This window comes from Vibrio variabilis, from assembly GCF_003263785.1.
Classification (GTDB): Bacteria; Pseudomonadota; Gammaproteobacteria; order Enterobacterales; family Vibrionaceae; genus Vibrio; species Vibrio variabilis.
Map to the genome: position 1 here is coordinate 1 of NZ_JYJK01000096.1, position 15,308 is coordinate 15,308.

Annotated in this window: 8 protein-coding genes and 5 pseudogenes; 9 read left to right on the forward strand and 4 right to left on the reverse strand. The window is 45.6% G+C overall.

Annotation, left to right across the window (positions count from 1 at the left end):
* The 3 genes from TZ48_RS26445 to TZ48_RS26455 all read right to left on the reverse strand — a co-directional run.
* On the reverse strand, nt 1-316 hold a 316-nt coding region (locus tag TZ48_RS26445; RefSeq protein ID WP_239670948.1), incomplete at its 3' end, for a glycoside hydrolase family 9 protein.
* Nucleotides 276-659 (reverse strand): cellulase N-terminal Ig-like domain-containing protein, encoded by a 384-nt coding sequence (locus tag TZ48_RS26450; RefSeq protein WP_239670949.1) that lies wholly within the window; start codon nt 657-659, stop codon nt 276-278. The genes TZ48_RS26445 and TZ48_RS26450, both read right to left, overlap by 41 nt.
* On the reverse strand, nt 656-1,117 hold the full coding sequence (locus tag TZ48_RS26455; protein WP_239670950.1) for a carbohydrate binding domain-containing protein: 462 nt from the start codon (nt 1,115-1,117) through the stop codon (nt 656-658). The genes TZ48_RS26450 and TZ48_RS26455 overlap by 4 nt, the downstream gene beginning before the upstream one ends.
* Nucleotides 1,118-1,496: 379 nt before the next feature.
* Here TZ48_RS26455 and TZ48_RS17985 point away from each other — a divergent pair, with 379 nt between their 5' ends.
* The 8 genes and pseudogenes from TZ48_RS17985 to TZ48_RS18020 all read left to right on the forward strand — a co-directional run bounded on the left by TZ48_RS17985 (nt 1,497) and on the right by TZ48_RS18020 (nt 11,183).
* Nucleotides 1,497-1,769 (forward strand): hypothetical protein, encoded by a 273-nt coding sequence (locus tag TZ48_RS17985; RefSeq protein WP_112480154.1) that lies wholly within the window; start codon nt 1,497-1,499, stop codon nt 1,767-1,769.
* Nucleotides 1,770-2,034: 265 nt separating this feature from the next.
* Nucleotides 2,035-3,044, forward strand: a pseudogene (locus tag TZ48_RS17990) (LacI family DNA-binding transcriptional regulator).
* A gap of 18 nt (nt 3,045-3,062) precedes the next feature.
* Nucleotides 3,063-4,304 carry an ABC transporter substrate-binding protein gene (locus TZ48_RS17995; protein WP_112480155.1) on the forward strand — a complete coding sequence of 414 codons (1,242 nt, stop codon included), beginning with the start codon at nt 3,063-3,065 and terminating at the stop codon, nt 4,302-4,304.
* Nucleotides 4,305-4,370: 66 nt separating this feature from the next.
* A pseudogene (locus TZ48_RS18000) lies at nt 4,371-5,359 on the forward strand (carbohydrate ABC transporter permease).
* A 31-nt stretch (nt 5,360-5,390) separates the two neighbouring features.
* Nucleotides 5,391-6,254 (forward strand): carbohydrate ABC transporter permease, encoded by an 864-nt coding sequence (locus TZ48_RS18005; protein WP_420822961.1) that lies wholly within the window; start codon nt 5,391-5,393, stop codon nt 6,252-6,254.
* 3 nt (nt 6,255-6,257) lie between these two features.
* A pseudogene (locus TZ48_RS18010) lies at nt 6,258-7,612 on the forward strand (GH1 family beta-glucosidase).
* A complete protein-coding gene (locus TZ48_RS18015) occupies nt 7,605-8,699 on the forward strand; it encodes an ABC transporter ATP-binding protein (protein WP_112480157.1) in 1,095 nt (364 codons plus the stop codon). The pseudogene TZ48_RS18010 and the gene TZ48_RS18015 overlap by 8 nt, the downstream one beginning before the upstream one ends.
* A 72-nt stretch (nt 8,700-8,771) precedes the next feature.
* Nucleotides 8,772-11,183 carry a glycoside hydrolase family 94 protein gene (locus TZ48_RS18020; protein ID WP_112480158.1) on the forward strand — a complete coding sequence of 804 codons (2,412 nt, stop codon included), beginning with the start codon at nt 8,772-8,774 and terminating at the stop codon, nt 11,181-11,183.
* 44 nt (nt 11,184-11,227) lie between these two features.
* Here the strand turns inward: TZ48_RS18020 and TZ48_RS18025 are convergent.
* Nucleotides 11,228-12,171, reverse strand: a pseudogene (locus tag TZ48_RS18025) (aldose 1-epimerase).
* Nucleotides 12,172-12,212: 41 nt separating this feature from the next.
* Between TZ48_RS18025 and TZ48_RS18030 the strand changes: the two are divergent.
* Nucleotides 12,213-15,306 (forward strand): annotated as a pseudogene (locus TZ48_RS18030) (GH116 family glycosyl hydrolase).
* Nucleotides 15,307-15,308: the final 2 nt, after the last annotated feature.

The following is a 15,308-nucleotide window of genomic DNA, read 5'->3' on the forward strand; positions in this document are numbered from 1 at the left end:
TCTTTACTTCTTCGCCGCTAAAAGGAATTTTGGCATTGTCGAGCCATAACCCGCGTTCATATAGGTTGAGTAGTGTCCATGTAGTGATACCACCATTAACCGTATATTTACCGTGATCGCCCGCATCATACCAACCACCGGTTACGTCGATAGAAAGATCACAACCTGGCCACTGATTTCCCCAAGCATCCTCTTTATCAAAGCAGGTTACGCGGTCACTAGCATGTCCAGCTGGCCTCGCTAAGTCGGCTCTTTGAACATAGGCTTTTTGTATCTCAACTCCACTTTCGGTTTTGATAGAAATAGGAGAAAGCATCGTGTTTTAGCGATTGATAAATGTTCTTTTGAATGCTGAATGGATAGCTTTCTTCGCCATCGACCGAGATGGTCAGGTCAGTATGCTCAGTGGTAAGGTTTGAAAGGTCAATTTGGTGCAAGTGCTCGCCGGAGGCTGGATTCAAGCCAAATACTGATGTTCGCCCAAGGTCAATGTTAATCCCTTGGGCGTTTTTGAGCGTCCAACGCAAGGGCTGTTTAGAGTCAGACTTAATGAAGATGAGTTTATCTGCTTGAGGGTAAAAGCCAACTTGATTGGTTCGAATAGGTGAGGTTTTTGAAGTTTCGAAATAGGGCTTACCTTCGACTGAAACATTAGTCACACAAATTGCCCCCGTTTTTTGTGCTCCCATTTGGAATTGAAACTCTCCGCCAGCATCACTGTCGGTCTCGTGGACAAATTCATATTGATAGCTTTTTGGGTTGGTCGATAGTTGTGTTTCTGTGAGGAAGTAGTGAGTGTAGGGGGACCTTCATGTTGAATCAGTGTTTTCATTTGCGTATCGGTGCTTGCGTACGCATCAAAGCTAATTGAATACTTTTCCCCTTGCTCCAACCCTATGCCAGCATGCCCCAGTATCACACTCCATGCATCGCTACCGGCGCTTTTTATATCCATACAAGCGAAGCCATTTTTGGGAGTGGCGCTAGCACCTGCCGTCCACCAACCATCGAGAGCGTGACTAAAATCACCATTGCGAATCATCTCATCACTCAATGCGCCAGAAGAATGAAAAGCGGCACAAAGAATAGCGATACTTACCTTGTTTAGTTTTGTCATATCTACTCCTTAATTTTTTCCAACAATATATAGGGTTATTCTCAAGGCAAGCTCGATTGTTGAAAAATTGAACTTAATTAAGAGCGCAACGTAATAACTGTGAACAATTAGTCAGAGTCGAATGGACTGGTGAATGTTTTTCATGGGTATCAGTTGTTTAATCATGAAAGCAAATCCCTTTCTGTCGAAGTTATATTTATTTCATGCGCCACCAGTAAATGGTGATCTGTATTGCAAAAATGGATGTTTTTTCGTTCTGTACTATTATTGTTTTGACATTTTCAATTTTGGAAGTGTCGATGGTAAGGCATATTTTCTTGAAACCGGTTTCGTGTTTCAACATGCCTTTTTCGTCTTTTGAAGGTTAAGGAATATAGTTATGAGAGCAAGTTTAATTGCATTGAGTGTTATAGCATCGATGGTTTCGTTTTCGGTGTTCAGCCAAAACGCGATGGATTATATGACCGTACAATCCATCAAACATAGCATGTCGAAAAGCGATATAGAGAAGGCATTAGAAAGCTGGCGTAACGCACAGTTAGACAACATAGAAGTTCGAGCTCGTTATGTCTCTGACAGAGCGCCAAGACAGTATGTCATTGATACTATTGAGAATGATTACCAAGTCGCAAGACAAAAACTAGGCCTGTAGTCTTAAGTGCTTAAATGTTCAGCGCCCATGTTTTACTAATTAATTGTTGGTATGGGCGCTTCCGAATACGCTAAATCTCTCCATTTCAAACTCCAATTTCATGAAAGAGTTTCATAGCAAATATAAAACTTGCCATTGCACTCAATATTCAGCGATTTTAAAAATTTCCCTTCAGTTACATGTGATTTATATCACGCTTCACTGACCTCATATAAGAAATACTCTGCTTGAAAACGGTTTCATGCAGGGGCGTATCGAGGTTATTTTGGCGACTATCAAAGATGTTTCAGAGTTAGCAGGCGTTTCTCAGGCAACAGTATCAAGAGTCATCAATGGTACTAGCCGGGTAAGTCACGACAAAAAGCTTAAAGTAGAAAAAGCCATAAAAAGAGTTGGACTACAAAACCCAACTCAATTGCTCAAGCCCTCGCATTTAGTCGTACTGGGAGTGTTGGCATTATGGTGCCTGAGCTCGGCGGACCATTTTACTCTGGCATTTTACACAACATGGAAGATCATCTCCGCCGCTTTGGCTATCACGTGGTGGTCAGCGCAGGTTCGAATACCGAAGCGAGTCAGAAAGAGTCGATTGAGTTCTTAGTGAGTCGTCGAGTTGATGCACTGATCGTTCATGCGCAAAATGTTCCCGATGACTACTTAATTCAAATTGAAGAGTCAGGTATTCCGCTTGTGATTATCAATCGATTTATCCCGGAAATGAAATCTAGTTGTATCACCATCGACAATGAGCTTGGTGGAAAAATAGCAACACAATATCTCCTTAAAATGGGACACACGGATATTGTTTGTATTACCGGCCCTTTAGATAAATCCGATGCAAGAGGACGTCTGCAAGGTTATAGAAATGCACTGTTTGACGCAGGTATTGAATATGATGAAGTGCTTGTTGCCGAAGCGTCATTCACCGAAGAAAGTGGTGCCAGTGCGATGGAAAAAATAATAAGGAGGAAATGCCACTTTACCGCAGTATTTGCTACTAATGATCATATGGCTTTAGGTGCGTATGAGGTGCTGGCAGAGCAAGGATATTCAGTGCCAGAACAAGTGTCACTTATTGGATTTGATGACATTTTGTTCGCTCGCTATTTAACGCCAAAATTAACGACGATGAACTTCCCAATTGAACAAATGAGTTTAGAAGCTGTACAGCTTGTTATTCAAAAATTGGGGAACAATAAGTGTGACGTTAATTTTAAATTACTCCCTTCACTAGTGGTTAGAAATTCAGTTAAGGATCTACTTACTACCCTATAATTCTATTAAGGATATAACATGAAATTAAAGAGTTTAGTACTTTATAGTGCGATTTCGCTTGGAACGATTACCGCTGTAAATGCAGAAGAAGCGATTCGCTTTGATGGTTTTCCAGATTTTGACAGCAGCTTAAAAGTACTGCTACCTGAGTTTGAAAAGGAAAATGACATCAAGGTTGATTACTTGATGAACAACCACGGTGACCATCACACTAAACTGACAACTAACCTAGCGACGGGTTCAGGTGCGGGTGACGTCATCGTTGTTGATGTAGAGAAAATTGGTCCATTTGTAGCGTCTGGTGGTTTAGTTAACCTATCTGAAAAATACGGTGCAGATAAATACGCTGAGCGTTTTGCACCTTACGCATGGGCGCAAGGTAAGGGCGCTGATGGCAACATGTACGGCATTCCAGTGGATCTAGGCCCTGGCGTGATGTACTACCGTACAGATTTATTTGAAAAAGCGGGTATCGACGTGAAAGATGCCATCAAAGATTGGGACTCGTACATTGCTGCTGGTGAGAAGCTGAAACAGCAAAATGTACAACTTATCGCATCTGCCGCTGATGTCGCACAAGCCATTATCTATACCACAGTTCCTGAGGGTGAAGGTCTCTATTTTGATAAAGACGGTCAGCCAGTCGTTACATCTGAGCGTTTTGTTCATGCTTTTGAAATCGCGAAGAAAATTCGTGAAAAAGGTCTGGATGGTCGGATTTTGGCATGGTCAAACGAGTGGTATGAGGGCTTCAGAAACGGCACGTTTGCGACTCAGCAATCGGGCGCATGGCTACTTGGTCACCTAAACAACTGGATTGCACCAGAAACAAAAGGTAAGTGGGCAGTCTCAAACTTACCAGATGGGATTTACGGTAGCTGGGGTGGTTCTTTCCTTTCGATCCCAACGCAATCACAGCATCAAGATGAAGCGTGGAAATTGATTGAATTTATGACCGCAGACCGCGATTCACAGCTCAAGCACTTTGAAACGATTGCCGCGTTCCCTGCGAACGTAACGACTTACGATGACAAACTGTTCGATCAAGAAGTTGAATTCCTTGGTGGTCAGAAAGCCCGTCAGCTGTTTGCAGAGGTCGCGAATAATATCAAGCCAGTCGCACCGGCCAAAGGTGACCACGTTGCTCGCTCAATTATTTTGGAGAATGCACTGATGGAAGTTCTCGATGAAGGGAAAGACATCAAAACCGCATTGGCTGAGGCAGAGCGTCTAATTAAACGCAGAACGCGCAACCTGTAATCCGTTTTTGAGTTTGATTTTAAGGAAGCGTGCTGGCGCGCTTCCTTCATTAAGAAGGTCGTTACTATGAGTCATTCAGCGAGCAACGTCATGGAAGCAACATCAAGGCAGAGTATTATTGCTCGTTTCAATGCCAAGGCATTCGCCCCGTATGGTTTTTTGTTGCCGTTCCTAATTATTTTTTCCGTTTTTGGTATTTTCCCACTTCTATTTTCTGTGTTCCTCTCTTTTCATGAATGGAACCCAGTAGAAGGTCTTGGCGCGATGAATTTCGTTGGACTAGAAAACTACCATATTGCGCTTACCGACCCGTGGTTGTGGCGCTCCCTTAAGAACACATTCTGGCTAGCAATCACTTCTGGTGTAGCACAGCACTTAGTCGCGATTCCAGTGGCTTATATTTTGGTTTCCCTTGGCGACAGACTTCGCCATTGGTTGACGTCTGCGTACTTTTTGCCTTTCATCACCTCAACGGTCGCTGCGTCACTTATCTTCTTCAATATGTATTCGCCAAGCTCAGGCATCATCAACCAAACGTTGATTTACTTGGCTGACACCACGGTTCTTGGTTGGGCGTTTGCGTGGGTCAATGACTATCAACCTATCCGCTGGCTTGACGATGCAACACTAATAAAACCGTCGATAGCCATCATGGTTTTCTGGAAGTACACCGGTTTTAACATCGTTCTTTACACCACAGGCCTGATGACGATTCCAAAGGACATCTTGGAGGCAGCTCGCATGGATGGAGCTAACGCGCTGCGTCGCTTCTGGCATGTATCACTACCTATGATTCGTCCTTTTATCTTCTTTGCTGTCACGATGACAATCATCGGTAACCTGCAACTGTTCGAAGAACCATTCGTGCTGACTCGTGGGGGGGCGGTACTGGCCAAGCGGGTCTGACTATCTCCATGTACTTGTACAAAGTAGGTTGGGAATGGCTCGAAATGGGCACCGCATCGGCAATCTCATGGTTACTGTTCGCGCTGATCGCTGGTTGTACAACAATTCAATTTTTATTCTTTGGTAAGAAAGGTTTGGGGGAGCACTAATATGACGACTCTAACGCATAGCTCGAATGCCATGATGGCAAAATTAACCCCGAGCGATCGTACAGTAGAACTGCTGGTGAAAGTATTGATGGTGCTGCTTGCCGTAGTACTCATCGTCTCGGCAATTGTTACCGTGTTTCCGTTTATTTGGTCAGCCTTGTTGTCAACTCGCGACCGCAGTGAAATCTTTGGCACTGGCATCAGTTTTGCCATCGGAGATAGCTTGGCAATTAACTACGCGAAGCTACAAGAAATCATGCCTTTTTGGCAGGCGATGTTTAACTCTGTCTACGTGGCCTTTGTGGGCACCACCATTTCACTGCTCTTCTGCAGCATGGGTGGTTACGCTTTTGCGGTTCACAAGTTCAAGGGTAAGAACATTCTATTTGGCATGCTGGTAGGCTCGATGATGATTCCGCCAGTCCTGAGCTTGATTCCTTACTTTATGATCGTGAAGTTTCTGGGACTGCTCGACAACCACGTCGCGGTTTGGCTTCCGTTTACGACCACGCCGTTTGGTATTTTCCTGATGCGTCAGCACGTGGTGGCCTCGATTCCACGTGAGCTTCTTGAAGCGGCAAAACTAGATGGTGCTGGTGAACTGCGCACTTACTGGAGTGTGGTACTGCCGCTGATGAAACCCGCACTGGCAACACTAGCAATTGTTCAGTTCGTATTCTTCTGGAATATGTTCATGCAGCCATTGGTGGTTCTGAACTCGCCAGAAAACTATGTGATTACTCAGGCACTAAGAAGTGTGCAGGGGATACCAAATACGCCATGGGGCGCAGTAATGCTTGGTACCACTATCTCAATTCTTCCACTGGTTGTGACCTATCTGTTTGCTTCTAAACAGATGATTAGCGGCCTAACATCTGGCGCGGTTAAGGGGTAAATGATGGAACAGTTTCAACTGCCACTTAGCTCAAAAATGCGTGACCCACAGTTTGTCTTTGGTGTGGCTACCTCCTCTTATCAAATTGAGGGCGCGACGAAAGAAGGCGGGCGCTGTGATTCCATTTGGGACACGTTCTGCCGACAACCGGGCAAGGTAGACAACGGTGATAATGGCGATATAGCTTGCGACCATTACCACCTTTGGGAACAAGATATCGAGATGATTCATTCTCTGGGTGTCGATGCCTACAGGCTATCAATTGCATGGCCGCGCATCCTGCCTGAAGAAGACGCGGTTAATGCTCAAGGCTTGGCGTTTTATGAGCGCATTATCGACAAGTGTCACGCTCTGGGTATGAAAGTCTATGTCACGCTTTACCACTGGGATTTGCCTCAGTATTTGGAAGACAGGGGTGGATGGCTTAATCGTGAAACAGCCTATAAGTTTGCTCACTATGCTGAGGTAGTGAGTCGCTACTTTGGCAATAAGATCGATGTCTACACCACGCTTAATGAGCCATTTGTATCCGCTTTCCTTGGTTATCGCTGGGGGATGCATGCACCAGGTGTGGTCGGGGAGTCTGAAGGGCTTTTAGCATCGCATCATCTATTACTGGCGCATGGTTTAGCCATGCCAGTATTGCGTGAAAACGCGCCTGACTCATTGCATGGGATTGTTTACAACGCCACACCGTTCTATCCAGAAAGTGAAAAGGACGAAGGTGCGGCTATGTACAAAGATGCCGCGAATTATCACTGGTTTATGGATCCCGTGCTCAAGGGAAGTTATCCCGAGTTAGTACTAGAGCGTGAGTACGCCCACAAGCCTATGGTGCTAGACGGGGATCTGGAAATTATTTCTGCACCGGTCGATTACATCGGTATCAACTACTACTCACGTGGCGTGGTGCGATTTGATGAAAATGGCGATATCGAAGCATCCCTCAAACAAACTCGGAGCACACCCATATCGGATGGGAAATCTACCCACAGGGACTGACTGATCTATTGGTTCGAATCAAATCACGCTATCCAAATTTGCCCCCGATTTACATTACTGAAAATGGCGCAGCAGGCAACGATCAGTGTATTGAAGGAAAAGTGGAAGACGAGCAGCGTCAGCGCTACCTGCAACAGCACTTGCTTGCTCTGGATAGGGCGATAGAACGCGGCGTTAACGTCCATGGTTACTTTGCTTGGAGCCTAATGGACAACTTTGAGTGGGCGTTCGGCTACAACCAGCGATTTGGCATTGTACATGTCGACTATCAAACACAAAAAAGAACACTTAAACAGAGTGCGATTGCCTATCGCAATATGCTTCTGGCGCGCTCTGAGGAGAACAAAAATGGCTAAAGTAGAATTTCGTAATATCAAAAAATCATTCGGCGACGTAGATGTAGTAAAGGAGTTTGACTTTACCGTCCAGGACGGTGAGTTCGTGGTGTTCCTTGGCCCATCAGGTTGCGGAAAATCGACCACATTAAGGATGTTGGCTGGCCTAGAAGACATCACATCAGGTGATATCTTTGTCGGCGACAAGCGCATGAATAAAGTGGACGCAAAAGACCGAGACTTGGCGATGGTTTTCCAGAGCTATGCACTGTACCCACACATGACAGTATATGAAAACATCGCCTTTGCTCTCAAACTAAAGGGCATGGCTAAGCGTGATATCGACGTCGAAGTTCGCAAAGCCGCGACCATGCTAGAGCTAACGCCGCTGCTCGATCGTAAGCCGAAAGAGCTGTCTGGCGGTCAGCGTCAACGTGTAGCGATGGGGCGTGCGATGGTACGCACACCGAAAGTATTCTTGTTTGATGAGCCATTATCAAACTTGGATGCCAAACTACGCGGCACAATGCGAGAAGAAATCAAAGAGTTACATCGTAAATTGCAGACTACAACCATTTACGTGACACACGACCAGATTGAGGCTATGACGCTCGCTGATCGTATCGTCATTCTGAAAGATGGCTACGTTGCACAGGTTGGCACGCCAACGGATGTCTTTAAACGTCCAGCCAGCAAATTTGTCGCTCAGTTTATTGGTAACCCTTCAATGAACATGCTGGATGCGAAGCTTGTCGACGTTGACGGCGAGTTTGTCGTCGAACTTGGTGACGTGCATATTCCATTGCCAGAGCGGTTCAAAGCGCACGCTTCCAAAAATGTCGCATTGCATTTTGGTGTTCGCCCAACAGACCTTTATCTTCGCCCAGAGCAAGTCGACCATGACCGTGTTATTCCAATTCCTGTCTCAATTAAAGACAAGGAGTTACTTGGCGCGAGCATTCTGTTGAAAACAGAAGTTGCAGGTCAACCATTTGTTGTTGAAACGCAAGCAGCAGAGGTTGATGTTGACGAGCTCACTCTTTATCTGGATCTAGATGCAATCCACTTGTTCGATGCCTTAAGCGAAAACTCACTCGCCATCGACTAGTCCGCAGACGAACGATTTTATTTTTACTTTGAATAAACCCCTTTGAAAGCGAAGGGGTTAGGGAACACGACGATGAAATTTGGATATTTTGATGACGCGGCGAAGGAATATGTAGCCACGACACCGTGCACACCGATTAAATGGTGTAATTATGTGGGCACGCTCAATTTTGGCGGCTTGGTGGATAGTAATGGTGGAGTGCTGCTGTGTAAGGGGGACCCAGCACTCAACAGGATCACCAAATACATCGCCCAGCTGCCAAACTCCGACTTTAAGGGCTCGACAACCTATATCAAGGTGCAAGACTCGGACGGTAATGTGGAGATCTTTTCGCCGTTCTATACTCCGACGTTGAAACCTTTAGAACGCTACGAAAATCATACAGGCTTGTCGTATACCACTATTGTCTCGGAAGGATATGGAGTCCGTTGTGAAGCGACGTTTTTCGTACCTCATACGGATCCCGTGTTGCTGCAAGATATTAAGATTACCAATATCTCGGACAAAAAGTTGCACGTTGATGTGATCCCTGTTTATGAATTCACCCATTTTGACGCATTGAAACAGCTTCTCAATGCAGACTGGGTACCACAAACGATGACATTAAAAGCACACAAGCAGGCAAGTGGACATACTGTTCTCGAGCAATATGCATTTATGAAGCGGGACTACTCAGTAAACCTAATGACAGCGGATAGGTTAGCGACTTCTTTCGATGGTGATCGCCAACAATTCCTTGGTGACATGGGTTACGGAAGTTGGGCAGCGCCGCAAGCATTGAACAATGAAGAGCTCAATAACTCCGAATGTTTACGTGGCGATAATATTGGAGCATTGAACCTAAGGTTGGGCTGGCTAGAGCCAGAGCAGCAAGAGCGCACTGTGGTGCAGTTAACTCAGATGGAAAGTTTAGAACAAGCGACGGAGCTTCTTGCCAAATATCGCGATCACCAAACGGTCGATGAGGCGTTTAACGCGCTGGCTTCTCATTGGGAGCAGTATTTAGCAACACTGCACGTCGACACGCCAGATCTGGCTATGAACTCAATGCTGAACGTACACAACCCACGCCAGTGTCATACCACTAAAAACTGGTCGCGTTACTTGTCGCTGTATCAGTTGGGTTATGGTGCGCGTGGTATCGGCTTTAGGGATTCTTCTCAAGATACCTTGGGTGTTATCTCCCATATGCCTGAAGAAGCTCGCGAGTTGATTGAGCGACTGCTAACCGTACAAAACACCGATGGTTCGGCTATGCACCAGTTCTTCCCATCAACCATGGAAGCCAATGCCGGTGACTCACGGGAGGAAGAAGACCGTCCAGATTATTACGGTGATGATCACCTCTGGATTATCTTTGCTGTCACTCAGTACGTAAAAGAGACCGGTAATGCCGCGTTTCTAGATAAGGTGCTTCCTTATTATCAAAAAGACAAACTGGGCAACCCTGTCGAGTCGGCAACCATTTGGGATCATTTGTGCCGCGCGATTGAGTTTACGTACAGCAATCGCGGTCAACATGGTTTGCCGCTATTAGGTTTTGCTGACTGGAATGATACGGTCAACCTGCCGACTGGCGCTGAGTCTATGATGATCGCCAATATGTACGGTAAGGCGCTACTGGATATGCTCGATCTCTGCAAACTGCGTACAGACAGTGCGTTAGCGCAGCGTTTTGAAGAGTACTATCAAGAGATGCAGCGTATCGTCAATGACTATGGTTGGGACGGGCAGTGGTACATTCGCTACTTTGATGAGAAAGGCGAGCCGATCGGCTCACATGTGAATCAGCAAGGCCAGATATACACTAATGGTCAAAGCTGGCCAGTCATTTCAGAGTTTGCAACTGAAGAGCGTGCGACTCAAGCGTTAGAGTCTGTGTATCAAAAGCTCAATACACGTAATGGTATTAAGTTGTCGACACCGGGCTACAACGGGTTTGATCCAAAATTGGGCGGTGTATCCACTTATCCACCGGGCGCGAAAGAGAATGGCGGTATATTCTTGCACTCTAACCCATGGGTCATGATCGCTGAAGCGAAAATGGGCAATGGTGATAGAGCTTATGAATACTATCGTCAAATCAACCCAGCATCGAAAAACGATCACATTGATGTGTTTGAATCTGAACCCTACTGTTATCCGCAGAACATCTTAGGGGATGAACATGAGCAATTTGGCTTAGGCAGAAATGCTTGGTTGTCGGGTACGTCGTCTTGGACTTACGTGGCGGGTACACAGTGGATTTTAGGTGTTCGACCAGATGTCGACGGCCTGATCATCGACCCATGTATTCCCAAAGCCTGGCCTGGGTTTAAAGTGAAACGTCAGTTCCGCGGAGCCACTTACTGCATTGAAGTGACCAACCCAGAACACGTTTCGAAAGGGGTTACGAAACTGCTGGTTAACGGCGAACTGATTGAGGGTAACAAGATCCCAGTGCTTGCAGAAGGTGAACACCAAATCGAAGTGACACTCGGGTAGATAAAAAAAGGGGCGCTTAGCGCCCCTTCTAGCGGTGTGGTGGTTTAGGCTTGATAGCTAAACTGACATTGCCAAGTAAAACGCTCCAGTTGGTTGGGGTTTAGCTCTTTAAGGCCGATATGATTGTTAAATGCATTCGCAGGGCAAGTCATGGGCTCAACAGCAACGTGGACTCGGAGTTGGGTGTATAGAGCTGAATGAATGGGTAGCTTGGGTCTTGCTGGTAACGAATAGAGGCTCGTTGATCTGCTCGTTCAAGAGACAAGGCGATAGGGCGTGACAACTCGAACTGAAAACAGTGATTCAGCTCCGCGTCGCCCAACCAAGCTCCTTTGGTAAACTGGTCAAATGGTTTGAATGAACCAGTAGGAAGGCCAGATTCTGAAACGAGTTCTTGGCTTGACGGCATGGTTAGTTTTACTTGGTCACGCTTGCAGCCTAACGAAAAGTATGGGTGCCATGCATCCCCATAGGGCAGGGAGTGAACGCTGGTATTCGTGATTTCGGTGGTGCAAGTTAGAACACCATCACTATCGATACGATAGATGACATCTAATAGGAAGCTGTGTGGAAAACCAGCGCAAAGGTGCTCGGTGTTGTAGCGAAGGGTCACTTCGGCATAGTCAACATTGGCATTGGTATGAAGGATTGAGAATGGTTGATTGTAAAGTAACCCGTGAACAGCATCTTGAGACCAAGGAAAGTTAGCGGGTAGGGCAAATGTTTGTTGTTGGAATTGGTATTGGCCGTTTTCTAGGCGGTTTGGGAATGGAAAGAGTTTGGCGCTACGAGAAAAGAACGGGTGGGTTTTGGTTAATTCCTCCGCGCTCTGATAGCCCTGAATAAATGAAAAAGGACTGTTATTTACAATGAGTTTGTTTATTACTGCTCCAAAGTCTTGGATGATTTCCAATAATATGCCGCGCTTTGGGTTTTTAATTTGCAACGAACCAAAGTGGCCGAAGTTATCTTGAGTTATTTTAAACATGTTCGACTCCATTTTTAATTGATGCTATCACAATAAAAAAGATATTCAATAAGGGATTGTTATGATTCTTAATATAGAAAAAACGACTTACAAGGGCACAGTGAATGAACTGTGTGCTAAGGGAAATGCGGTTGAATTTATTCAACCTTGGTACGTGCCTATCTCAACAACCCCTGATAACACAGGGATGGCAATAGGTGGGATTGGCAGCGCATTCACGCTGACGCCGCTTGGTTCTACACCAAACTTTAGCTTTGTTCCGGGGATTTTCATCGATGTTGAAACCGAGGGTCTAAACTTTAACGACTTCCACGTTTCAGTTATGGATATTCCGATGGTTGATAATTTGGAAATAGCCGATATCGATGGGTTGATTCAGTATCTGAAATATTATCCAGTTGTGTTAAATGGCAACTTATCGACCGATATTTCAATCGAAAAAATAGAAAGTGAAATTAAGCGAGCCCTGGTTGATACGACGTTTTATGGTGACAATAAAGAACGCTTTTCAAAATGGAACGTCGAATTTTCTGATAAAACACAGCGTGACTTAGAGCTTGAAGCAAACAGTGTTTCAACGCAAGTGCGAGTTGCTGTTGATTTCTTTGATGGACATTTGGTTAACAAAACAGCTCAGCTTCGCTCGTTAAATGCAGTTAGCCAGTCGGCGATCGAAAGTGTGGCTCGTGAAGAAATTCAGTACCAAGCCATGTATCCCATTGCGCAGTATCAGTATTCATCGTTTGAAGATATCAAACTGACTCGAAACGTGGTGTCACCTATTGTTAAGGGCGACAAAACCCTGTGCTCGTTGCCGCTTCACTGGAACCTATTCTCAGCGGAAAATAAAGGTACTGAAACCAAAGTGGTGACGATTGTTCAGCCACTCACTAACCTTATTGGCTCTACCTACCGCAAAGGCCGCGATGGTGTGCAAGATTCATTTTGTACTCTGACGCAAAACCCAATCGATCAGTCGCACCGTCCTGTCACCATTACAACGGATAATTCGGTATTTAAAGGAGTGGCACTGACAAGTCAGTCACCTTATGCGTCTGATATTGAGGGAGAAGTTTGCTTTGGTGTTCAATCGGACTCGGATTTACTTGAAAGCGGTAAAGTTACCGTCTCGGTAAAACCGTCGCTTTATACCACGCAATCGCAAAAAGCGCTGGAAACCAGCTTAAAAACTGGCCGAACCAATCAGTTGTTCGACAAAGGCATATACAGTGGCCGAGAATGCTTACAGGCCTTGGTTTGTGTTCAAGTGGAGCTTGAGCCAGGTCAAACGGTCGATCTTCGTTTCGTTCAGGTCATGGATCACAGCAAAATCTCCCTTGATGGATGGGAGTCGAGAAAATCGTACGCTCAATTTTACCAAGAATCACACCCGGCACAGTCGATACTTAAAGATACTCTGCCAAAGCTGAGCGATATCGAGCATCGAATTGTCTCTCAGCAACAGACATTTTATCAACAAGCTCAAGCGAACTTTGAAAGTAGTGAGAGCGCTGCCCGCTTTACCACAATGGCAATGAATACTCTGTCGTTTCTGGCAGAATCTACAGTGTGGGATTGGAAGGATAAGTTCTTGGTGAAAGAGTGCGTGGACTATCCGTTCTTTAACTCGCTCGATGTGTATTTCTATGGCTCATTCTCTTTGCTTTACTTACTGCCAGAGCTCGATGGTGTCGTTATGCGCGAGTTTGCGGACGCGATTATGGCCTCCGATCCAACCAAACGTCGTTATTGGGAGTATGCCGAAAAGCCAAATGCAGAACTATGTGATGCAAAATATGAAGGCGTACGAGCCATTAAAGGTGCGGTTATCCATGATTTAGGGAGTCCTTATGACATTCAGCCAGACGCCTATGATTGGCATAACGTGAAAGAGTGGAAAGATCTTGCACCTAAATACATCCTAATGGTTTATCGTCACTATGTGCATTCTAAAGACTTGTCGGTCGTTCAAGCCTGCTGGCCTGCCATTGTGGAAAGCGTTGAATATTTGACGGCGCTCATTGAAGAAGGTGACACACTGCCTCTGACGCGTGGTACGGATGATACCTTCGATAACTTAGCCTCTCATGGTATCTCCATTTACTGTGCTAGCTTGTGGTCCGCCGGACTCAAAGCCGCCAGCAAACTGGCTAAATTGATGGAAGAAAACGACTTAGCAGATTGGTATCAACAACGCTCGTCTGCTGCGTTAGAAACGTTGGAGCGCGCATTGTGGGATGAAAGAAACGGCTACTACCACTTCTTCGCAACGCCAGTCCAAGCCAAGCATTTAACGGGTGAAACGAATGACTCTCTGCAGTCATTAGCCTAACACTAACTGGCGATAAAACTGAAGATAAAAAGGTAATTAACGCTTATTTAGATAATGTTGATCTTGAGTCTGAACTGAGTATGTTCGAGCAGCGAGTTTCTAAAAAGCATCGTTTGCTAGAGCTCGCTCCGGATGTATTTACCGCCGCGTACAAGGACATCTTACTTGACTCAGATAACAGCTTCGGCGATGCCTTGCTTGCTGACAGTTATTTGAAACTGATTGGTGATAAAGGGTTGTTTGAAGGTGACAAAGTCGCTCGTACCCTAGATTACATCTACCGTACAAACTTTAAAGAGAATAGCCCGAAGTTAGGTGTGGCAAACATGACCCTTTGCGATGGCGCACCCCATGATGCGTTTCAGGCACAAGACGTTTGGATTGGTGTGCAGTTCAGTACTGCTACGGCGTTAAAACTTGCAGGTAAGCAGCAGCAAGCCGAGGCTTTGATTGACTCTGTTTACAACGCGCTTTACCACTACGCCAAGATCCCATTCGCCGCGCCGGAAGGGTTTAACTGTTCTGTCGTTGTTTCCCAATGTGATTTGGTGGAGCAGTTTAATGTGGTAGAAACGACAGCTGAGCAGTGGTTGCAAAGCTTGAAAGCGACAAACTGTGTTTTGGCTGATGGCCGGGTGAATCCAGAGCTGAGTTCAGACTTTGATGAATTTAGAGAGCGGTTTACAGACAGTATGCCTGTAGAGCAAGCGATGAAACTGCATACTTGGCTGCTTAATACCGGTCTCAAATATACGGCAGGGCGTTACTTTAGGCCGGGGATGATCTTTTCATATATGTATTAACG